Below are 18,973 nucleotides of genomic sequence, written 5' to 3'. Positions count from 1 at the left end.
CATTGAGGCATCACCGCCCACCGGATTCGCAAGGGACAGAATTATGGCCACCGTCCAGGAGGCGCTTCTCTTCGCGTTCGACCTTCACCGGGAAGGCCGCCTGACGGAAGCCGACACCATCTACCAGCGCATTCTGGACGTTGCTCCGGGCTTTCCCGAGGCGCTCCACCTCCGTGGTCTCATCCTGGCGGAAGCCGGCCGCCTGGAGGAAGCGGCCGGGCACATCGACCGGGCGATCGCCGGAAACGGGGCAAAGGCGGATTATCATGCCAACCTCGCGAGCATACTCGAAGCACTGGACCGCCAGGACGAGGCCGCCGACCGTCTCACCGCTGCCATGGCCCTGGATTCCACCAAGGTCGAATCCCTGAACGGCTTCGCCGCCCGCCGGCTGCGCCAAGGCCAGCCGGATCTGGCCGCCCGGATCCTGAGGGACGGGGTGGCGGCCGCTCCGCTGCTGCCCGAATTGCGCTACAATCTCGCCCTTGCCCTGACCCGGCTCGGGCGGGACGCGGAAGCGGCGGCCCAGCACCGGGCCGGGCTGCTCCTCGTCCCGGACGATGCCAGCGCGGCACGGATTCTTTCTGAACGGCTGTGCGCGTTGAACAGGGAGCAGGATGCCATGCGGATCCTGGTCCGCGCGGTCCGTCTCGATCCGGCACAGCCCGATGCCTGGAATCTCCTCGGCAATCGGCAGAAAGCCGACTCAAGGCTTTCCGAGGCGCGCCGCAGCTACGAGCGGGGATTGTCGCTGGCCCCCGGCGCCGCCGAGATGTGGAACAACCGGTCGAGCGTTCTGAAGGGACAAGGCGATCTTCCGGGAGCCGTGGCGGCTCTGCGCCGCGCTCATGCGCTTTTTCCCGATTCACCGGCGATCCTGAACAATCTGGCCGACGCCTTCCTGCTGTCCGGCGAAGCGGAGAACGCGCTGGACGCGGCGGAGCAGGCGCTCGCCCTGGCTCCCGAGCTTGCGGATGCCAGGGTCATCCGCGCCGTCGCGCTGCTCTCCCTCGAACGTTTCGCGCAGGGATGGGCCGCCTGGGAAGACCGCTGGTTGGCTGAACCCTGGAGTCTATTCGCCGCGCGCTTCCCGCAGCCGGCTTGGGACGGACGCCCTCCCGCCTCCGGACAGTTGCTCATCTGGGGGGAGCAGGGCGTGGGTGACGAAATCCAGTTCGCTGCCCTCGTTCCATCCTTGACGCGGGCCGGGATCGACTGCGTGCTGGAATGCGATGAGCGCCTTATCCCGCTGTTCGAGCGTTCCCTGCCCGCCGTCCGGCTGGTCGCCCGCACCACCCCTCCCGACCCGGCGCTGCTGTCGCCCGGCATCGCGGCGCAGTGCCCGTCCGGCTCCCTGCCCCGGTTTCTCCTGGAAGACAGCGGCCGGTTCAGGCTCGATCCCTATCTGAAGGCCGATCCGGAGCGCACCGCTACCCTGCGGGCACGCTGCACCGCCGCCGCCGCCGACGCCTTGCCAAGCCGTCCGCTGTTGATCGGCATCGCCTGGCACACGACCAATCCCAAGCAGGGGCGCAGCCGGAACCTTCCACTCGCCACGCTTGCTCGGAGCCTCAACCTGCCAGGCGTCCGGATGGTGGTTCTGCAATATGGCGACTGGTCCGGAGAGGTCGCGGCGCTTGCGAAGGACGGGATCGACATCCGCTTGCCGGATGCGATCGACCCGTGGAGCGATCTGGACGGCCTGGCGGCCCAGATCGCAGCGACGGATCTCGTCGTCACCATCGACAACGCCACCGCCCACATGGCCGGAGCGCTCGGCCATCCGCTCTGGGTGCTGCTGCCCTTCGCCCCCAACTGGCGCTGGCTGCGCGACCGCGCGGATTCGCCCTGGTATCCAAGCGCCCGCCTGTTCCGCCAGCCCACACCCGGCGACTGGCGGACGCCGCTCCAGGATGTCCGCGACCGGCTCGCGGCGTTCGTGGGCCGGGCGCCGACGGCGTGACGCGACAGACTCGGGAGGCTGGAAATCCGCCCCCCCAGCCGCTAGGGTGGCGGCGTTGGAACGGGGCCGGAACGGCGCGGCCCCGGAACGGCGCAGCCGGGGCTTGGCCAGCGGCTCGACCGGACGATTAAGGCGAAGGCGAAGGCGCATGCTGCTGCTCATCGACAACTACGACAGCTTTACCTACAACCTCGTCCATTATCTGGGCGAGCTGGGCGCAGACGTGCAGGTCCGCCGCAACGACGCCCTGACGGTGGACGAAGCCATGGCACTGCGCCCCGACGGCATCGTGCTGTCGCCCGGCCCCTGCGATCCCGACCGCGCCGGCATCTGCCTGCCCCTGATCGACGCCGCCGCCAAGGCGCGGCTGCCGCTGCTGGGGGTCTGCCTGGGCCACCAGTCGATCGGCCAGTCCTTCGGCGGCAAGGTCGTCCGCGCGCCGGTGCCGATGCATGGCAAGGTCGACAGCATGCGGCATGACGGGCGCGGGGTGCTGGCCGGCCTGCCCTCCCCCTTCCGCGCCACCCGCTATCATTCGCTGATCGTCGAACGCGCCAGCCTGCCCGCCTGCCTGGAGGTCACCGGCGAGACGGGGGACGGCCTGATCATGGCGCTCGCCCACCGCGAGCTGCCGATCCACGGCGTGCAGTTCCATCCGGAAAGCATCGAGAGCGAGCACGGTCACCAAATCCTGCGGAATTTCCTGGACATGACCCGCCCCCGCCTGGAGAGCGCGGCATGAGCACCCCGTCCTCCCATGGCGACATCGCCGACATGAAGGCCATCCTGGCGCGCGTCGCCAGCGGCCACACGCTGAGCGAGGCCGAAGCCGGCCTCGCCTTCGACATCATCATGTCGGGCAACGCCACCCCTTCGCAGATGGGCGGCTTCCTGATGGCGCTGCGCGTTCGCGGCGAGACGGTGGACGAGATCACCGGCGCCGCCCGCGTCATGCGCGCCAAGGCGGTTCCGGTCGAAGCGCCGGCCGGCACCATCGACACCTGCGGCACCGGCGGCGACGGGGTCGGTACCTACAACATCTCGACCGCCGCCGCGCTGGTGGTGTCGGCCTGCGGCGTCCCCGTCGCCAAGCACGGCAACCGCGCCATGTCGTCGAAGTCGGGTGCGGCCGACGTGCTGGGCGCGCTCGGCGTCAACCTCGACTGCGATCTCGGTCTGGTCCGCAAGGCCCTGTGGGACGCCGGCATCGGCTTCCTGATGGCGCCGCGCCACCACCTTGCCATGCGCAACGTCGGCCCGACGCGGGTCGAGCTGGGCACCCGCACCATCTTCAACCTGATGGGGCCGCTCTCCAACCCGGCGACGGCCAAGCGCCAGCTCCTCGGCGTCTACGCCCGGCAGTGGGTGGAGCCGCTGGCCCAGGTGCTCAAGCGCCTCGGCTCGGAGGCCGCCTGGATCGTCCACGGCTCCGACGGGCTCGACGAGATCACCACCACCGGCCCGACCACCGTCGCCCAGTTGATGGACGGCGCCGTCACCGTGTTCGAGGTGACGCCCGAGGATGCCGGCCTGCCGCGCGCCGCCATCGACGATCTGCGCGGCGGCGACGCCCAGGTCAACGCGGCGGCGATCCACGCCCTGTTCGACGGAGCGCGCAACCCCTACCGCGACATCGTGCTGATCAACGCCGCCGCCGCCCTGCTGGTGGCCGGCAAGGCGGCCACGCTGAAGGACGGCGTGGCGCTCGCCGCCGACGCCATCGACGGCGGGGCCGCCCGCGAGCGGCTGAACCGCCTCGTCGCCATCACCAACGAGACGGTGCCCGCATGAGCGACGTCCTGACCCGCATCAACGCCGACAAGCGCGCGCTGGTCGCCGCGCGCAAGGCCGCCCGCCCGCTGGCGGAGGTCGAGGCGGCGGCCCGCGCCGCCGACCCGGCGCGCGGCTTCATCCGTGCGCTGCGCGGCGCCGTCGAGGCCGGCCGCTACGGCCTGATCGCCGAGATCAAGAAGGCCAGCCCGTCGAAGGGCTTGATCCGTGCCGACTTCGACCCGCCGGCGCTCGCCCGCGCCTACCGCGAGGGCGGGGCGACCTGCCTGTCGGTGCTGACCGACGAACCCTATTTCCAGGGCAAGGACGAGTATCTGGTCGCCGCCCGCGCCGCCGTCGATCTGCCGGTGCTGCGCAAGGACTTCATGGTCGATCCCTACCAGATCGTCGAGGCGCGCGCGCTCGGCGCCGACTGCATCCTGATCATCATGGCCTCGCTGTCCGACACCCAGGCCGGCGAGATCGAGGACGCCGCCATCGCCCAGGGGCTCGACGTGCTGGTCGAGGTGCACGACCGCGCCGAGCTGGACCGCGCCCTGCTGCTGAGGACGCCCCTGCTCGGCGTCAACAACCGCAACCTCAAGACGCTCGCCGTCGACATCGCAACGACGGAGGAACTGGCGCGCAACGTGCCGGCCGACCGCATGCTGGTGGCGGAGAGCGGGCTCTACAGCCCGGTCGACCTGTCGCGGATGGCGGCGGTGGGCGCGCGCTGCTTCCTGGTCGGCGAATCGCTGATGCGGCAGGAGGACGTCGCCGCCGCGACCCGCGCCCTGCTGGCCAGAGGCTGATCCCATGCCGGACGTCGCCATCGTCGCCGAGGATCCGCGCCAGGAGGCGGTGACCGCCCTGGTCGCCGCCCTCGACTCCTACCTGACGGACCTCTACCCGGAGGACGCCTGCCACCTGCTCGATGTCGAATCGCTGGCGGCCGCCGACGTTCGCTTCCTCGTGGCGCGCAAGGGCGGGCATCCGGTCGGCTGCGCCGCCCTGCGCGTCGATCCGGAGGGCTATGGCGAGGTCAAGCGCATGTATGTGGCGCCCACCGTGCGTGGCGGCCGCATCGGGGCACGGCTGCTCGACCGGTTGGCGGAGCAGGCCAGGGTCGAGGGGCTGAACTCCCTGCGGCTGGAGACCGGCATCCATCAGGCGGAGGCGCTGAGGCTCTACCGCAAGGCCGGCTTCACGGAACGCGGCCCCTACGCCGATTATCCGGACATTCCCCTCAGCATCTTCATGGAAAAGGCCCTATGACCGGCTTCACCCATTTCGACGCGGAAGGGCGCGCGGTGATGGTCGACGTCTCCGACAAGGCGGAGACCGAGCGCACGGCGATCGCCGCCGGATCGGTGCTGATGCGGCCGGAAACGCTGCAGCTGATCATGGAAGGCGGCGTCAAGAAGGGCGACGTGCTGTCGGTCGCCCGGCTGGCCGGCATCATGGGGGCCAAGCGCACCCCCGACCTGATCCCGCTGTGCCACCCGCTGATGCTGACCTCGGTCAAGGTGGAGCTGACCTGCGACCCCGACCGCAACGCCGTCGACATCACCGCGACCTGCAAGCTGAAGGGCCGCACCGGGGTGGAGATGGAGGCGCTGACCGCCGTCTCCGTCGCGGCGCTGACCGTCTACGACATGTGCAAGGCGGTGGACCGCGGCATGACGATCACCGCCGTCCGCCTGCTGCACAAGGCCGGCGGCAAGAGCGGCGACTGGACGCCGGGCGCGCACCCCGCATCGTCCCCATGATCTCCGTCGCCGAGGCGCGCACCCGCATCCTCGCCGCCTTCGCGGCGTTGCCGGCCGAGACGGTCGCCCTCCCCGACGCGCTCGGCCGCGTGCTGGCCGAGCCGGTCGTCGCCCGGCTGACCCAGCCGCCCTTCGACGCTGCCGCCATGGACGGGTGGGCGGTGCGCGCCGCTGACGTCGCCGAGGCCTGTGCCGACCACCCGGTCACGCTGCGCCGCATCGGCGAATCCGCCGCCGGCCACGCCTTTTCCAGCCGGGTGGGGCCGGGCGAGGCCGTGCGCATCTTCACCGGCGCGCCCCTGCCCGCCGGTGCCGACGCCGTGGTGATGCAGGAGGATTGCACGGCCGATGCCCACACGGTCCGCATCGGCCGTGCCGTCGCCGCCGGCCGTTTCGTGCGCCACGCCGGCTTCGACTTCGCCGCCGGACAGGAACTGCTGCCCAAGGGCCGACGGCTGACCGCGCGCGACGTCGCGCTGGCGGCCGGCGCCAATGTGCCGTGGCTCGCCGTCCACCGCCGCCCGCGCGTCGCCGTTCTCGCCACCGGCGACGAGATCGCCCTGCCCGGCGATCCGCTGGGGCCGAGCCAGATCGTCAGCACCAACGCGCTCGGCCTCTGTGCCCTGGTGACGACCCAGGGCGGCGTCGCCCACAATCTCGGCATCGCCCGCGACACCGCCGAGAGCGTCGCCGCCATGGCCGCCGGCGCGGCCGGCTGCGACCTGCTGGTGACCACCGGCGGCGCGGCCCAGGGCGATTACGACCTCGTTCGCGACGTGCTGGCCGACAAGGGCGTGTCGCTCGACGTCCACGCCATCGCCATGCGGCCCGGCAAGGCGGTGATGTTCGGACGGGCTGGAAGCGTTCCGCTGCTGGGGCTTCCCGGAAACCCGGTGTCCACCGGCGTGACCGCCCTCCTGTTTCTCCGGCCGGTCCTGCGGGTGCTGCAAGGGCTGCCGCCGGACGAGGATGCCGGGCCGGTCCGCGCCCGGCTGGCGGTGGCGCTGAAGGCCAACGACCGGCGCGAGGATTACCTGCGCGCCACGCTGGCGACCGGGGCCGACGGCGGCCTGACCGTTACGCCCTTCGCCCGACAGGACAGCGCGCTCACCTCGCTCTACGCCCGGGCCGACTGCCTGATCCGCCGCGCCGCCCACGCTCCGCCGGCCAGTCCCGGCGAGATGGTGGAGATCCTTTCCCTGTCCGGCGGCGCGCTGAATCCTTAGCGGGGACCGGGGCCGAAATCGATCCAACCTTCGGTGAGGCCGCGTCGAGAGACCTTGACGTTCCGCGGGAACCAAACTAGAACATTGGGTAACGTTTTACTTTTGTTCCATGTCCAGTGTGGCGACCGCCGGGAGGCACAAATGCTCACGCGCAAGCAGCACGAATTGCTGCTTTTCATCAACGAGCGGCTCGGCCAGGGCGGTGTTTCCCCTTCGTTCGACGAGATGAAGGACGCGCTCGGGCTGAAGTCCAAGTCGGGCATCCACCGTCTGATCACCGGGCTGGAGGAGCGCGGCTTCATCCGCCGCCTGCCCCACCGCGCCCGCGCGCTGGAGGTCCTGCGCCTGCCGGAAGGGCTGGAGGCGTCCCGTGGCCGGTCGTCCTCCGCCTCGGCCCGCTCGAAGTTCCAGCCGAACGTCATCAAGGGCGACTTCGCCCTGACCGGCCGCGAGGTGAGCCGGTCCCCGGCGGTCGAGGCGGTGCAGTTGCCGCTCTATGGCCGGATCGCCGCCGGTACGCCGATCGAGGCGCTGCGCGACGGATCCTCCTTCATCGACATCCCGGCGACGATGCTGACCGCCGGCGACCATTACGCTCTCGAGGTGGCCGGCGATTCGATGATCGAGGCCGGAATCCTCGATCATGACACCGTCATCATCCAGCGCTGCGATTCGGCCGACAACGGCGCCATCGTCGTCGCCCTGGTCGACGAGGGCGAGGTGACGCTGAAGCGGCTGCGCCGCAAGGGCAACACCGTCGCGCTGGAGCCCGCCAACGCCGCCTACGAAACCCGGATCTTCGGCGCCGACCGTGTCCGCGTCCAGGGCAAGCTGGTCGGGCTGGTCCGCAAGTACTGACGTCACCGCCGCCCCGTCCAGGGACGGTCGCCGCGCTGGTCGCGCACGCTCTCGACCCGGATGCCTTCCGGTTCCAGATACAGCGCGTGCGCGCCATCCCGGCGCAGGCGCCAGCGGTCGATGACCAGCGGCGCCCGGCAGGCCCGGGCTGGAAAGGCGGCGACGACGACGTCCGCACCGCCGCAATCCTCATCCAGCGCGTCGGGCAGACGCAACAGGGCGACGGTCCGGCCACCCCTCCGGTAGAGGCAGCCCAGCGCGTCGCAGGTCAGTTCTCCCCCGGCGCCGGCTCCGGTGCGTGGCCAGGGCTCGTCCGGTTCGGGAACGCCGTCCCGCTGCAACCAGGTTTCGGCGGTGCGCCCCTCGCTCTTCACCGACAGGCTGAGACGGCCGGAGGCGGCACGAACGGCGGCGATCCTGCCATCGCCGGACACGAGGACATCCGGCCGCTCGACCAGCGCCGGGGTCGCGAGGCCGGCGGCCACGGCGGCCAGCCCCCACCAGCGCCAGCGGCGGGTCCACACGCACAGCCAGAGGCCGCCAAGGATCACCGCCGCGAAGCCGCCGGCCGGCATCGCCGGGACGGTCAGCGACGCCCAGGGCAGCCCGCCGAAGAACTCGGCGGTCCGGATCACCACCCGGTCGCCCCAATTCATCGCGATCACCGCCGGAGCCTCCAGCCCGAAGGGGAACAGCGCGTAGGCGATCAGGCTCCACGGCATCACCCAGAAGGAGGTGACGGGAATGGCGATCATGTTGGACAGCACGCCGTAGAAGGCGATCTGCTGGAAATGGAACAGGGAGAAGGGCAGCGTCGCCAGCGTCGCGATGACACTGGTCAGCACGATCCCGCCGACATAGAGCGCGGACCGTCCGAACCAGCCGGCGTCGCGCCCCCAGCGCGCCAGCGGTCCACCGCCCTCGAAGGCGGCGATCAGCGCCACCACCGCCGCGAAGGACATCTGGAAGCTCGGGCCCAGCATGCCTTCCGGGTCCATCGCCGCCGTGACGATGCCGGCGAAGGCGACCAGCCGCATGCTGAGCGGGTCACGGTCCAGCATGACCGCGCCCATGACGAGGCCGGTCATCAGCACCGAGCGCACCGTCGGCAGCGGCGCGCCCACCAGCAGTGTGTAGGCGAGCGCCGACAGGATTCCGCACAGCGCCGCGATCTTCTTGATCGGCCAGCGCAGCGCGATGAAGGGGATCGCCGCCAGCAATGCCCGCACCACATAGAACAGGATGCCCGCCGCGATCCCCACATGCAGGCCGGAAATCGACAGCAGATGCGCCAGCCCGCTGTTGCGGAAGGCGTCCATCGTCGCGTCGGGAATGGCGAACTGCTCGCCGTTCAGCAGCGCGGCGGTGACGCTGGCCTCCACCGGATCGGGGATGGTCGCCGCCACCCGCTCGGCGATGTGGCCGCGCGCGCGCTCGAAGGCCACGGTCACGGCGGCCCAGCCGGTGAGCGGCGGCGCCTCGATCACCTCCGCCGCCCCGACCGAGAATCCGGCAGCGCCCAGCCCCATGAAATAGGCCCGCCGCTGGAAATCGAAGGCTCCCGGCTCGGCGGGCGGAGCCGGCGGCGACAGGGTGGCGCGAAGCCGCACCAGGGCGCCGGGCGGTGGCGGCGGATAGCGGTCCGACAGGCGGATCCGCAAGGCGGCGGGCGTCTCCTCGGGTTTCAGCCGGCTCACCGTCGGATCGCGCAGGGTGATTCGCAAGGCGCCCGGCCGCCGCTCCACCGCCATCACCCGGCCGGTGACGACCGCCGACGGAATTTCGCGCGCCAGGATCGGGCTCGCCACCCGCCAAGCGTGACCCTGCGCCGTCAGGAATCCGGCGGCCACCACCAGCAATCCCAGCGCGACGGCCAGACCGGGCAGCCAGCGGCGCAACAGCGCACCCCCCAGAACCGCGCCACCGACCGCCGCAAGACCGGCCCATGCGGGCGGTTCGCTCCGCAAGGCGAAGTACAGAACCGCGCCGAACCCGAAGCCCACGGGGATCCACAGCACCCAGCGTTCACGCTCCGCTGCCAGTTGCCTGGCCAGCCAGTTCCAGACCCGGAACAGCGGACCGAGCAGCCGTGGCGGGGATTTCGCCGGGGGCGTTTCCCACGCCTCGTCCAGCGCATCCCCGGCCCCCCCGTCGGCGGAACGGTCGGTCACGCGCGCCGCCCGTCCAGCGATCGCTGCCGCACAGCCTCCTTTGCCGCCCATGCGCGCATGGCATTGCCCCCGAACCGGGTCCCTGTGGTAAACGATGGAACACACTCCGTTGCAGTGTAGCAGCGCAGAACCCGGAATTGAGACACCGATGACCGTCGTCACCCGTTTCGCCCCGTCGCCCACCGGCTTTCTCCACATCGGCGGTGGCCGCACCGCCCTGTTCAACTGGCTGTACGCCAAGCGGATGGGCGGCAAGTTCCTGCTGCGGATCGAAGACACCGACCGGCAACGCTCCACCCAGGCCGCCGTGGACGCGATCCTCGACGGCTTGCAGTGGCTGGGCCTGGATTGGGACGGCGAGGCGGTCAGCCAGTTCGAGCGCAAGGACCGCCACGCCGAGGTCGCCCACCAGATGCTCGCCGCCGGCAAGGCCTACCGCTGCTATTGCAGCCCGGAGGAGCTGGAGCAGATGCGCGCCGCCCAGAAGGCCGCCGGCCAGCCGATGCGCTACGACGGCCGCTGGCGGGACCGTCCCGAGTCCGACGCCCCGGCCGGAGTCGCCCCCGTCATCCGCCTGAAGGCTCCGCAGGAGGGGCAGACCGTCCTCAAGGACCTCGTCCAGGGCGAGGTGACGGTGCAGAACGCCCAGCTCGACGACCTGATCCTGCTGCGCGCCGACGGCACCCCGACCTATCTGCTGGCCGTGGTGGTGGACGACCACGACATGGGCGTGACCCACGTCGTGCGCGGCGACGACCACCTGACCAACACCTTCCGCCAGATCCAGATCTTCAACGCCATGGGCTGGGACCTGCCGCAGTTCGGCCACATCCCGCTGATCCATGGCGCCGATGGGGCCAAGCTGTCCAAGCGCCACGGCGCGCTCGGCGTCGACGCCTACCGCGACCTCGGCTATCTGCCGGAGGCGGTGCGCAATTACCTGATGCGGCTCGGCTGGTCGCACGGCGACGAGGAGATCATCTCGACCGAGCAGGCCATCGAGTGGTTCGACCTGGAGAGCATCGGCCGCTCGCCATCCCGCTTCGACTTCGCCAAGCTCGACAACCTCAACGCCCATTACATGCGCCAGGCCGACGACGCCCGGCTGGTCGGGCTGGTCGTGCCGCGGCTGGAGGCCGACCTCGGCCGCGCGCTCTCCGACTCCGACCGCGCCCTGCTGACCCGTGCGATGAACGGGCTGAAGCAGCGCGCCCGCACGGTGGTCGACCTCGCCCAGAGCGCCCGCTTCTACGTCGCCACCCGGCCGCTCGCCTATGATGAAAAGGCGTCGGCCCTGCTGGACGAAAAAGGCCGCGGGCTGTTGAAGGAACTGGCCGACCAGTTCGCCAGGGAGACGGACTTCACCGCGGCGGCGCTGGAGGCCCGTGTCCGTGCCTTTGCCGAAGCGAGTGGTGAAAAATTGGGCAAGGTGGCGCAACCGCTGCGGGCGGCGCTGACCGGCTCGACCGTATCGCCCCCGATCTTCGAGGTTGCCGAACTTCTCGGCCGGGAGGAGACTTTGTCTCGCATCCGCGACGCAGCGGGTGCAGCATAAAGTCGGTTCCGTGCGTTGCCATCGGCCTGTCATAGAACTATGCTGCGCCGACGCAAAAAAGGGCACCAAGCCCAGACCTCAACGATAAGGACGTGCCGAGATGACCCAGACTGAGGACGGCAACGACACCGTCACCCTCATCGACAACAAAACGGGCAAACAGGTCACGATGCCGGTGTTGCACGGCAGCGTGGGGCCGAGCGTGATCGACATCCGCAAGCTCTACGCCGCCACCGGCTACTTCACCTACGATCCGGGCTTCACGTCCACCGGCTCCTGCGAGTCGGCGATCACCTACATCGACGGCGACGAGGGCGTCCTGCTGCACCGCGGCTACGCCATCGACGAGCTGGCCAAGAACTCGACCTTCCCGGAGGTCTGCTTCCTGCTGCTGAACGGCCATCTGCCGACGGCCGCCGAGAGCGCCGAGTTCGACATCATCCTGCGTCGCCACTCGATGGTGCACGAGCAGCTCACCAAGTTCTACAGCGGCTTCCGCCGTGACGCGCACCCGATGGCGATCATGTGCGGCGTCGTCGGCGCCCTGTCGGCCTTCTATCACGACTCGACCGACATCGAGGATCCGGTGGAGCGCAAGATCGCCGCGCACCGCCTGATCGCCAAGATGCCGACCATCGCCGCGATGGCCTACAAGTATTCGGTCGGCCAGCCGTTCATGTATCCGCGCAACGACCTGACCTACGCGGAGAATTTCCTCTACATGACTTTCGGCACGCCCTGCGAGCCGTACAAGGTCAACCCGATCCTGTCCAAGGCGATGGACAAGATCTTCATCCTGCACGCCGACCACGAGCAGAACGCCTCGACCTCGACCGTCCGCCTCGCCGGCTCGTCGGGCGCCAACCCGTTCGCCTGCATCGCCGCCGGCATCGCCTCGCTGTGGGGTCCCGCCCATGGCGGCGCCAACGAGGCCGTGCTGAAGATGCTGGAGGAGATCGGCTCGGTCGATCGCATTCCGGAGATCGTCCGCCGCGCCAAGGACAAGAACGACAACTTCCGCCTGATGGGCTTCGGCCACCGGGTCTACAAGAACTACGACCCGCGCGCCCAGGTCATGCGCGAGACCTGCCACGAGGTGCTCGCCGAGCTCGGCATCAAGAACGAGCCGCTGCTCGACATCGCGATGGAGCTGGAGAAGATCGCGCTGTCCGACCCCTACTTCATCGAGAAGAAGCTGTACCCGAACGTCGATTTCTACTCGGGCATCATCCTGAAGGCGATGGGCTTCCCGACCAGCATGTTCACCGTGCTGTTCGCGCTGGCCCGCACCGTCGGCTGGATCAGCCAGTGGAAGGAGATGATCGAGGATCCGGTGCAGAAGATCGGCCGTCCGCGCCAGCTCTTCACCGGCGAGACCAAGCGGCCGTTCGTGCCGCTGAACGAGCGTGGCTAACCGGCCCACGGCTCACATCGGAATGGGCGGCTCCAACGGGGCCGCCCAGGACCCGGCTGCGTTCATCGTGCCGGCCCGGCGGGTGCGTCTGCACCCGCCGGCCAACGACAACAAGGCGCCGCTCGGCTGGCGCCTGCGCCGGCTGGTGGTGTATCTGCTGATCCTGGCGCTGGTCGCCGGCGTCGTGCTGATCTGAGCACCGTCACTCCGTGTCCTGCCCTGCCGCGATGGCGAAGCCCTCGTCGGCCCACCCGGTCATGCCGCCGATCATCAGCTTGACCGGCCGCCCGAGACGGGCCAGCCGCAGAGCCGCCCGGTCCGCTCCATTGCAGTGCGGCCCGGCGCAATAGACGACGAACAGTGTCTCCGCCGCCCACTCCTCCATCCGCCGCGCCGTCATCTTGCCATGCGGCAGATTGAACGCTCCCGGAACATGGCCACGCGCGAAGGCCGCCGGACCGCGCACGTCGAGCAGAACGAAGTCGGCGGGACCGCCCTTCAGCGCCTCATGGACGTCCCAGCAATCCGTCTCCAGCGACAGGCGGCGAGCGAAATGCTCCTCGGCCAGGGTGGAGGGAGCGGCGGCGATCTCGGCGACCAGACTGGGCATGGAACAGGCTCCGTTCGGGGATATGACCGACCCCGACGGTGCCGCAGCCGGCACAGGCTGGAAAGTGGCGCGGATGCCAGTTACCGTGCGGATCATGCCAAACACTCCGCACCTCGTCGTCGCCCTCGCCTATGACGGCCTCTGCACCTTCGAGTTCGGCGTCGCCGTCGAAGTGTTCGGCCTGCCGCGTCCGGAACTCGGGCCGGACTGGTACCGCTTCGCCGTCGCGGCGCTCGACCCCGGTCCGCTGCGGGCGATGGGCGGCGTCCGCTTGCTGGCCGACGGCGGGCTGGAGTTGCTGGAGGCGGCCGGCACCATCGTCATTCCCGGCTGGCGCGGAGCCCGTGAGCCGGTTCCGGACATCCTGACGGAAGCGTTGCGGCGGGCCCATGCGCGGGGCGCCCGCATCCTGTCGATCTGCTCCGGCGCCTTCGTTCTCGCCGCCTCCGGCCTGTTGAACGGCCGGCGGGCGACGACCCACTGGTGCTACGCCGAAACGCTCGGCGATCTCTATCCGGCGATCCGTGTGGCGCCCGACGTGCTCTATGTGGACGAAGGGAACATCCTGACCTCCGCCGGCAGCGCCGCCGGGATCGATTTGTGCCTGCATCTGGTGCGGCGCGATTTCGGCCCAGAGGCCGCCAACAGCGTCGCGCGCCGGCTGGTGGTCCAGCCGCACCGCGAGGGTGGCCAGGCGCAGTTCATCGAGACGCCGGTTCCCACGGCGCGGGAGGGCGCCCGGCTCGGCCCCCTGCTCGATCATCTCCGGGAAAGGCTGGAGGAAGAGCACACGCTTGCCTCCATGGCCGAGCGGGCCGGCATGAGCCTGCGCACCTTCCTGCGCCGCTTCAACGCGCTGACCGGCCGGACACCGGGGGAATGGCTTCTCGCCGAAAGGCTCGCCCGTGCCCGCACCCTGCTGGAAAGCGGCGAGACGGCGGTGGAGGAGGTGGCGACACGGGCCGGCTTCGGCTCCGCCGCCACCCTGCGCCACCATTTCCGCCAGCGGCTGGGCATCAGCCCGGCGACATACCGGGCGCGGTTCCGCCGCTCCGTTTGAGACCGGCTGCAACAGCGCCGAAACAATTTTTCCCGGCAAAATTGTCCGGCCGGCAAGATCACGCCATCTGCTGCGCCAGGAACAGCAGGCGCGCCCGCTTGGTTTCCTGGATTTGCCCATACACGGGATCCTGCATCATCGCCGTTTCGTCAAAGATCGGTTTGGGCTTGGGCAGCGAGTCGTAACGCTGCTGGTTTATCGCGGTCTCGGACGCCACCACCTTGCCGCCAAGCAGCTTGGCCACCGCCTCCGCCCGCGCCTGCGCCAGCAGCGGCCCGGATTTCCCGGTTGGCCCGATGTCGGGAATGCGCCCTTCGACCTGGACGGCGACGCTGTTGGAGGTGATCAGGAAGCCGTTGTTGTCGACCCGCGCGACCTCCTTCCCACCGACCATGACCCGCGCGTAGTCCTTGTAGGCCGGATGGTTGGAAACATCCGCGGGTTCGGTGTAGCGATGCCGCAGCATCATCTCCTGGGAGTCGATCAGCCTTTGGAAATGCTCCTGCGGAGCTTCCGTCAGCTTGACGGCCTTCAGTCCCGAAACATCGATGCGCGTGGCGTTGGCGATCGAATATGGGCCCAAGCCCAACTGGACGGTGAGTTGACCGGACGACATGCTTGAGCCTCCCCAAGGACACACGGTTGCGTTGGGGGAGGCTCAAGCAAAAGCTGCGCCATAGGGTTGCGGGCGGACGACGGGCAGCACCGCGTCCCGGCGGCCGGCGGCGTTCAAGCCGCCAGCCGTCCGGGAATTCTTACTTCTTCTCGATCAACTCGACCTTGTAGCCGTCCGGATCCTCGATGAAGGCGATCACGGTGCTGCCATGCTTCATCGGGCCGGGCGCGCGCGGGATCTTGACGCCTTCCGCCGCCAGCTTGTCGCAGGTGGCGTAAATGTCCGGCACGCCAAGCGCGATGTGGCCATAGCCGGTGCCGATCTCGTAGGGCTCCGCCTGGTCCCAATTATGGGTCAGTTCCAGCACCGCGGTGTCGGATTCGTCGCCGTAGCCGACGAAGGCCAGGGTGAAGCGGCCGCCCTCGTAATCGTTGCGGCGCAGCAGCCTCATGCCGAGCAGCCGCGTGTAGAAATCGATCGACTTGTCCAAATCAAGAACGCGCAGCATCGTGTGCAGCAGTCGGAAATCGCTCATGGTCTTGCCTCTCCCGCTTCGGGGTTGGGGTGGTGTCGGGCGATGACGTCGAGGATGGCGCGGGCGGCCCGCTCGCTGGGCGGACGGTCGCCCTGCCCCAGCCAGCGCGCGACCTCGACCACGCCGTCGATCTGCGCCTGCCGGGCCTGCGGATCGTCGAGCAGCCGTGCCAACTCCTTGGCCAGCCTTTCGGGCCGGCACTCCTGCTGCAACAGCTCGGGCACCAGCATCCGGTCGAGCATCAGGTTGACGAGATTGACATACTTCACGCGGATCAGTCGTCGATAGAGCGCCACCGTCACCGGGTTCAGCCGGTAGGCGATCACCGCCGGCAACCGGGCGAGCGCCAGTTCCAACGCCACGGTTCCCGACGCGGCGAGCGCCGCTTCCGCCGCCGCGAAGGCGTCGTATTTGGCGGCGTCGCCCTCGATCACGATGGTGCGCACGGGCCAGTCGGCGACCGCCGCGATGACGCGGTCGCGCACCGTCGCCACCGTCGGCACGACGGCGACCAGACCGGGATGGGTCGGCCGCAACCGTTCCAGCGTCGCGCGGAAATCGGGAAGCAGGCGGCTCACCTCGCCCTTGCGGCTGCCCGGCAGGATGGCGACCAGTCGGTCGGTGGGGGCCAGACCATGCCGCACCCGGAAGCGGCCGGCATCGCCGGCCCCCGCCCCGCTCTCGACCACCGAATGGCCGACGAAGGTGCAGGCCAGCCCCTCGCGCTCGAAATAGGGCGGTTCGAAGGGCAGGACGGCAAGAAGGTGGTCGTAGATCGCCGCGTATTTGGCGGCGCGCTTGGGTTTCCAGGCCCAGACCGTCGGCGCGACGTAATGGACCAGCGGAATGCCGGGCGCCGCCGTCCGGACCTTTTTCGACACCCGCACCGTGAAGCCGGGCGAATCGATGCCGACCACCACGGCAGGGCGGTCGCGCAGGATCGTCGCCACCGTCTGGTCGATGCGGCGGATCAGGTTGGGAAGATGCGGCAACAGCTCGAAGATGCCGAACAGCGTCAGTTCCGCCATGGGAAACAGGCTTTCAAGCCCTTCGGCGATCATCCGCTCGCCGCCGATGCCGGCGAACCGCACACGCCCGCCGGTCAGCCGCTTGGCCGAGGCCATCAGCCGGGCGCCGAGCGCATCGCCCGACGGCTCTCCGGCGATCAGGAAGAGGGTCGGCACGCTCATGGCGCCGGCCCGGTGGAAGCGCCCGGCGCGTCGATGCCGACGACGAACAGGCCGAGCCGGTCGGCCGTCCGCGCCACCGCCGCGCGATCGACCAGCAGGCTGCCGCCCGCCTCGACCGCGATGCCGCGCAGACCGGCCGCCGCCGCGTTCTCCACCGTCGTCACGCCCATGGTCGGCAGGTCGATGCGACGGTCCTGGCGCGGCTTGGCGAGCTTGACCAGAACCCCGCCCGGCCCCGGCCGCGCCAGCCCGGCGCAACGCGCCAGCATGGCGTCGGTGCCCTCGATGGCCTCGACCGCCAGCACGATGCCCTGCTGGACCACCGCGCCCTGCCCGACGTCGAGATTGCCCATCGCCCGCGCCACCTCGGCCGCGCGGGCAATGTCGTGCAGGGCCTCCGCGTCCGGAACCAACGATCCGACGGGGCCGGGGGTGGTCAGCAAATCCTTCAGCACATCATGCAACCCGACAACACGAAACCCGTCCTCCTCCAGTTCGCGCACCACGGCGCGCAGCAGCCCGTCGTCACCGAGCGCCCGAGCGCCGACCCGCGCCAGGAAGCGCGTGGTCCGCCAGTCGGGCAGCAGTTCGGTGAAGGAGGGACGCTTGACCGGTCCGGCAAACACCACGTCGCCGACGCCCTCGTCGTGCAGGCGGCGGATGATGGTCCCGGCAGCCCCGAAACGGCTCCACAGATGCGGGAGCCCGGTCACGGTGTCGGGATCGGTGTGCCCCTCGAAGGCGACCAGGAAGACCGGCCGCCCCTGCCCCAGCGCTGCCGCCGCGATGCGCGCCGGCAGCGTGCCGCCGCCGGCGAGGATGGCGAGCTTCTGCGGAACGGCGGTCACGGGGCGGGGCTCCGCCGCCTCAGCCTTCACGCGGCTGGCAGAGCGAGCGGGCCTCTTTGGCGCGGATGAAGTCGAGCACGTCGGTGATCAGGGCGCGTTCGCCAAAATCGCGGCCGACCCCCTCGACACGCTCGGCGAAGGTGCCCTCCGGACCGAACAGCATGCGGTAGGCGGCCCGCAACGCGTGGATGTCGTCCTTCTTGAAGCCACGCCGCTCCAGCCCGACCAGATTGAGCCCGGCCAAGCGTGCCCGGTCGCCCATGACGAGGCCGAAGGGGATCACGTCGTTCTCGACGCCCGACATGCCACCGATCATGGCGTGGGCACCGATGCGGACGAACTGACGCACCGCCGACAGACCGCCGATGATGACGTAATCGCCCAGCGTCACATGGCCGCCCAGCGTCGCGTTGTTCGCCAGGATCACATGGTTGCCGACGATGCAGTCGTGCGCCACATGCGAGCCCATCATGAACAGCCCATCGTCGCCGACGCGGGTGATCATGCCGCCGCCCTCGGTCCCCGGATTCATCGTCACATGCTCACGGATCTGGTTCCGCGCGCCGATGACCAGCTCCGACGGCTCGCCATGGAACTTCAGGTCCTGCGGCCGATGGCCGATGGAGGCGAAGGGGTAGATCTCCGTGCCGGCGCCGATGCGCGTCCGCCCCTCCACCGCGACATGGGACACCAACCGCACGCCATCGCCCAGTTCGACCTGGGGACCGACGACGCAGAAGGGGCCGATCGAGACGCTCTCGCCCAGCGAGGCGGCGGGATCGACGATGGCGGACGGGTGGATGGTGACGGTCATTTCTCGTCCAGGATCATGGCGGAATAGACGGCTTCGGCGACGAGGACGCCGTTGACCTTGGCCTCGCCCTGAAACTTCCAGACGTTGGCGCGCTTGCGCTGCTTGGTGACATGGATGTGGATGGTGTCACCCGGCGTCACCGGGCGGCGGAAGCGCGCCTCGTCCACCGTCATGAAATAGACCAGCTTGCCCTCGGCTTCGGCCCCGAGCGTGCCGACGACCAGGACGGCCGAGGTCTGGGCCATCGCCTCGATGATCAGCACGCCGGGCATGACCGGACGCGAGGGGAAATGCCCCTGGAAGAAGGGCTCGTTGATCGAGACGTTCTTGATGCCGGTGGCACTCTCGCCCAGCACGATGTCGACCACCCGCTCGATCATCAGGATCGGATAGCGGTGCGGGATCATCTGCATGATCCGGTTCACGTCGAGATCGGGAAGCGTGTTGCTTTGCGCGTTGTTGTCTGCCGTTACATCCATCGTCCGGCCGCCCGCCTTTCCAAAACCGCCGAAAGTTTCCGCGTTCCCAGAACCGGGAACGGGGCGCCGCGTCGCCGCGGCGTCTGACCTGTTCG

Annotated in this window: 20 protein-coding genes; 12 read left to right on the top strand and 8 right to left on the bottom strand. The window is 69.7% G+C overall.

What is annotated here, in order from left to right:
- Window positions 1–43: 43 nt before the first annotated feature.
- The 8 genes from J2847_RS02640 (at window position 44) to lexA (ending at window position 7,586) form a co-directional block, all read left to right on the top strand.
- On the top strand, window positions 44–1,963 hold the full coding sequence (locus J2847_RS02640; protein WP_209776809.1) for a tetratricopeptide repeat protein: 1,920 nt from the start codon (window positions 44–46) through the stop codon (window positions 1,961–1,963).
- Window positions 1,964–2,111: 148 nt separating this feature from the next.
- The gene (locus J2847_RS02635) at window positions 2,112–2,705 is read left to right on the top strand and encodes an anthranilate synthase component II (RefSeq protein ID WP_209776808.1); all 594 of its coding nucleotides are present in this window, start codon (window positions 2,112–2,114) and stop codon (window positions 2,703–2,705) included.
- On the top strand, window positions 2,702–3,754 hold the full coding sequence (trpD, locus tag J2847_RS02630) for an anthranilate phosphoribosyltransferase (RefSeq protein ID WP_209776806.1): 1,053 nt from the start codon (window positions 2,702–2,704) through the stop codon (window positions 3,752–3,754). Before J2847_RS02635 ends, trpD begins: the two co-directional genes overlap by 4 nt.
- Window positions 3,751–4,545 carry an indole-3-glycerol phosphate synthase TrpC gene (trpC, locus tag J2847_RS02625; protein ID WP_209776804.1) on the top strand — a complete coding sequence of 265 codons (795 nt, stop codon included), beginning with the start codon at window positions 3,751–3,753 and terminating at the stop codon, window positions 4,543–4,545. Before trpD ends, trpC begins: the two co-directional genes overlap by 4 nt.
- A 4-nt stretch (window positions 4,546–4,549) precedes the next feature.
- On the top strand, window positions 4,550–5,008 hold the full coding sequence (locus J2847_RS02620; RefSeq protein ID WP_209776802.1) for a GNAT family N-acetyltransferase: 459 nt from the start codon (window positions 4,550–4,552) through the stop codon (window positions 5,006–5,008).
- Window positions 5,005–5,502, top strand: a complete 498-nt coding sequence (moaC, locus tag J2847_RS02615; protein WP_209776801.1) for a cyclic pyranopterin monophosphate synthase MoaC — start codon at window positions 5,005–5,007, stop codon at window positions 5,500–5,502. The genes J2847_RS02620 and moaC overlap by 4 nt, the downstream gene beginning before the upstream one ends.
- Window positions 5,499–6,728, top strand: coding sequence for a molybdopterin molybdotransferase MoeA (locus J2847_RS02610; protein ID WP_209776799.1), 1,230 nt, complete (start codon window positions 5,499–5,501; stop codon window positions 6,726–6,728). Before moaC ends, J2847_RS02610 begins: the two co-directional genes overlap by 4 nt.
- 141 nt (window positions 6,729–6,869) lie before the next feature.
- Window positions 6,870–7,586, top strand: coding sequence for a transcriptional repressor LexA (lexA, locus tag J2847_RS02605; protein ID WP_209776798.1), 717 nt, complete (start codon window positions 6,870–6,872; stop codon window positions 7,584–7,586).
- A 2-nt stretch (window positions 7,587–7,588) separates the two neighbouring features.
- On the opposite strand, the gene J2847_RS02600 is transcribed toward lexA, so the two are convergent.
- Complete coding sequence (locus tag J2847_RS02600; RefSeq protein ID WP_325169311.1) at window positions 7,589–9,757, bottom strand: ComEC/Rec2 family competence protein; 2,169 nt, start codon at window positions 9,755–9,757, stop codon at window positions 7,589–7,591.
- A 148-nt stretch (window positions 9,758–9,905) separates the two neighbouring features.
- On the opposite strand from J2847_RS02600, the gene gltX reads away from it, so the two are divergent.
- The 3 genes from gltX to J2847_RS02585 all read left to right on the top strand — a co-directional run bounded on the left by gltX (window position 9,906) and on the right by J2847_RS02585 (window position 12,922).
- The gene (gene gltX / locus J2847_RS02595) at window positions 9,906–11,312 is read left to right on the top strand and encodes a glutamate--tRNA ligase (RefSeq protein WP_209776796.1); all 1,407 of its coding nucleotides are present in this window, start codon (window positions 9,906–9,908) and stop codon (window positions 11,310–11,312) included.
- A gap of 100 nt (window positions 11,313–11,412) precedes the next feature.
- On the top strand, window positions 11,413–12,726 hold the full coding sequence (gene gltA, locus J2847_RS02590) for a citrate synthase (protein WP_085556839.1): 1,314 nt from the start codon (window positions 11,413–11,415) through the stop codon (window positions 12,724–12,726).
- A 22-nt stretch (window positions 12,727–12,748) separates the two neighbouring features.
- Window positions 12,749–12,922, top strand: coding sequence for a hypothetical protein (locus J2847_RS02585; RefSeq protein WP_179166230.1), 174 nt, complete (start codon window positions 12,749–12,751; stop codon window positions 12,920–12,922).
- A 6-nt stretch (window positions 12,923–12,928) separates the two neighbouring features.
- Here the strand turns inward: J2847_RS02585 and J2847_RS02580 are convergent, their stop codons facing one another.
- Window positions 12,929–13,336: a rhodanese-like domain-containing protein gene (locus tag J2847_RS02580; protein ID WP_085556840.1), complete on the bottom strand. Its 408-nt coding sequence runs from the start codon at window positions 13,334–13,336 to the stop codon at window positions 12,929–12,931.
- A 94-nt stretch (window positions 13,337–13,430) separates the two neighbouring features.
- Between J2847_RS02580 and ftrA the strand changes: the two genes are divergently transcribed.
- Window positions 13,431–14,396 carry a transcriptional regulator FtrA gene (gene ftrA, locus J2847_RS02575; protein WP_209776794.1) on the top strand — a complete coding sequence of 322 codons (966 nt, stop codon included), beginning with the start codon at window positions 13,431–13,433 and terminating at the stop codon, window positions 14,394–14,396.
- Window positions 14,397–14,454: 58 nt separating this feature from the next.
- Here the strand turns inward: ftrA and J2847_RS02570 are convergent, their stop codons facing one another.
- From J2847_RS02570 to fabZ, 6 genes are all read right to left on the bottom strand, one after another.
- Window positions 14,455–15,012, bottom strand: coding sequence for a hypothetical protein (locus tag J2847_RS02570; RefSeq protein WP_209776793.1), 558 nt, complete (start codon window positions 15,010–15,012; stop codon window positions 14,455–14,457).
- A gap of 139 nt (window positions 15,013–15,151) precedes the next feature.
- Window positions 15,152–15,547 (bottom strand): lactoylglutathione lyase, encoded by a 396-nt coding sequence (gene gloA / locus J2847_RS02565; protein WP_209776791.1) that lies wholly within the window; start codon window positions 15,545–15,547, stop codon window positions 15,152–15,154.
- Complete coding sequence (gene lpxB, locus J2847_RS02560) at window positions 15,544–16,737, bottom strand: lipid-A-disaccharide synthase (RefSeq protein WP_209776790.1); 1,194 nt, start codon at window positions 16,735–16,737, stop codon at window positions 15,544–15,546. Before lpxB ends, gloA begins: the two co-directional genes overlap by 4 nt.
- A complete protein-coding gene (locus J2847_RS02555) occupies window positions 16,734–17,585 on the bottom strand; it encodes an LpxI family protein (protein ID WP_209776788.1) in 852 nt (283 codons plus the stop codon). Before J2847_RS02555 ends, lpxB begins: the two co-directional genes overlap by 4 nt.
- Before the next feature lie 19 nt (window positions 17,586–17,604).
- A complete protein-coding gene (gene lpxA, locus J2847_RS02550; protein ID WP_209776787.1) occupies window positions 17,605–18,399 on the bottom strand; it encodes an acyl-ACP--UDP-N-acetylglucosamine O-acyltransferase in 795 nt (264 codons plus the stop codon).
- Entirely contained in the window at window positions 18,396–18,878 is a 483-nt protein-coding gene (fabZ, locus tag J2847_RS02545; RefSeq protein WP_085556846.1) for a 3-hydroxyacyl-ACP dehydratase FabZ, read from the bottom strand. Before fabZ ends, lpxA begins: the two co-directional genes overlap by 4 nt.
- Between the last annotated feature and the right edge of the window lie 95 nt (window positions 18,879–18,973).

This window comes from Azospirillum agricola (assembly GCF_017876095.1).
Classification (GTDB): domain Bacteria; phylum Pseudomonadota; class Alphaproteobacteria; order Azospirillales; family Azospirillaceae; genus Azospirillum; species Azospirillum agricola.
The sequence above is the reverse complement of the archived record's forward strand: the minus strand, read 5'-3'. Positions and strand labels throughout refer to the sequence as shown.

What these genes read in the sequence shown, in the direction of transcription:
- gltA (WP_085556839.1), top strand. Translation starts at nt 11,413, where the DNA reads ATGACCCAGACTGAGGACGGCAACGACACCGTCACCCTCATCGACAAC.
- gltX (WP_209776796.1), top strand. Translation starts at nt 9,906, where the DNA reads ATGACCGTCGTCACCCGTTTCGCCCCGTCGCCCACCGGCTTTCTCCAC.
- gloA (WP_209776791.1), bottom strand. Translation starts at nt 15,547, where the DNA reads ATGAGCGATTTCCGACTGCTGCACACGATGCTGCGCGTTCTTGATTTG.
- J2847_RS02610 (WP_209776799.1), top strand. Translation starts at nt 5,499, where the DNA reads ATGATCTCCGTCGCCGAGGCGCGCACCCGCATCCTCGCCGCCTTCGCG.
- lpxA (WP_209776787.1), bottom strand. Translation starts at nt 18,399, where the DNA reads ATGACCGTCACCATCCACCCGTCCGCCATCGTCGATCCCGCCGCCTCG.
- ftrA (WP_209776794.1), top strand. Translation starts at nt 13,431, where the DNA reads ATGCCAAACACTCCGCACCTCGTCGTCGCCCTCGCCTATGACGGCCTC.
- J2847_RS02635 (WP_209776808.1), top strand. Translation starts at nt 2,112, where the DNA reads ATGCTGCTGCTCATCGACAACTACGACAGCTTTACCTACAACCTCGTC.
- lexA (WP_209776798.1), top strand. Translation starts at nt 6,870, where the DNA reads ATGCTCACGCGCAAGCAGCACGAATTGCTGCTTTTCATCAACGAGCGG.
- J2847_RS02640 (WP_209776809.1), top strand. Translation starts at nt 44, where the DNA reads ATGGCCACCGTCCAGGAGGCGCTTCTCTTCGCGTTCGACCTTCACCGG.
- J2847_RS02570 (WP_209776793.1), bottom strand. Translation starts at nt 15,012, where the DNA reads ATGTCGTCCGGTCAACTCACCGTCCAGTTGGGCTTGGGCCCATATTCG.
- trpD (WP_209776806.1), top strand. Translation starts at nt 2,702, where the DNA reads ATGAGCACCCCGTCCTCCCATGGCGACATCGCCGACATGAAGGCCATC.
- J2847_RS02580 (WP_085556840.1), bottom strand. Translation starts at nt 13,336, where the DNA reads ATGCCCAGTCTGGTCGCCGAGATCGCCGCCGCTCCCTCCACCCTGGCC.
- moaC (WP_209776801.1), top strand. Translation starts at nt 5,005, where the DNA reads ATGACCGGCTTCACCCATTTCGACGCGGAAGGGCGCGCGGTGATGGTC.
- fabZ (WP_085556846.1), bottom strand. Translation starts at nt 18,878, where the DNA reads ATGGATGTAACGGCAGACAACAACGCGCAAAGCAACACGCTTCCCGAT.
- lpxB (WP_209776790.1), bottom strand. Translation starts at nt 16,737, where the DNA reads ATGAGCGTGCCGACCCTCTTCCTGATCGCCGGAGAGCCGTCGGGCGAT.
- J2847_RS02585 (WP_179166230.1), top strand. Translation starts at nt 12,749, where the DNA reads ATGGGCGGCTCCAACGGGGCCGCCCAGGACCCGGCTGCGTTCATCGTG.
- trpC (WP_209776804.1), top strand. Translation starts at nt 3,751, where the DNA reads ATGAGCGACGTCCTGACCCGCATCAACGCCGACAAGCGCGCGCTGGTC.
- J2847_RS02620 (WP_209776802.1), top strand. Translation starts at nt 4,550, where the DNA reads ATGCCGGACGTCGCCATCGTCGCCGAGGATCCGCGCCAGGAGGCGGTG.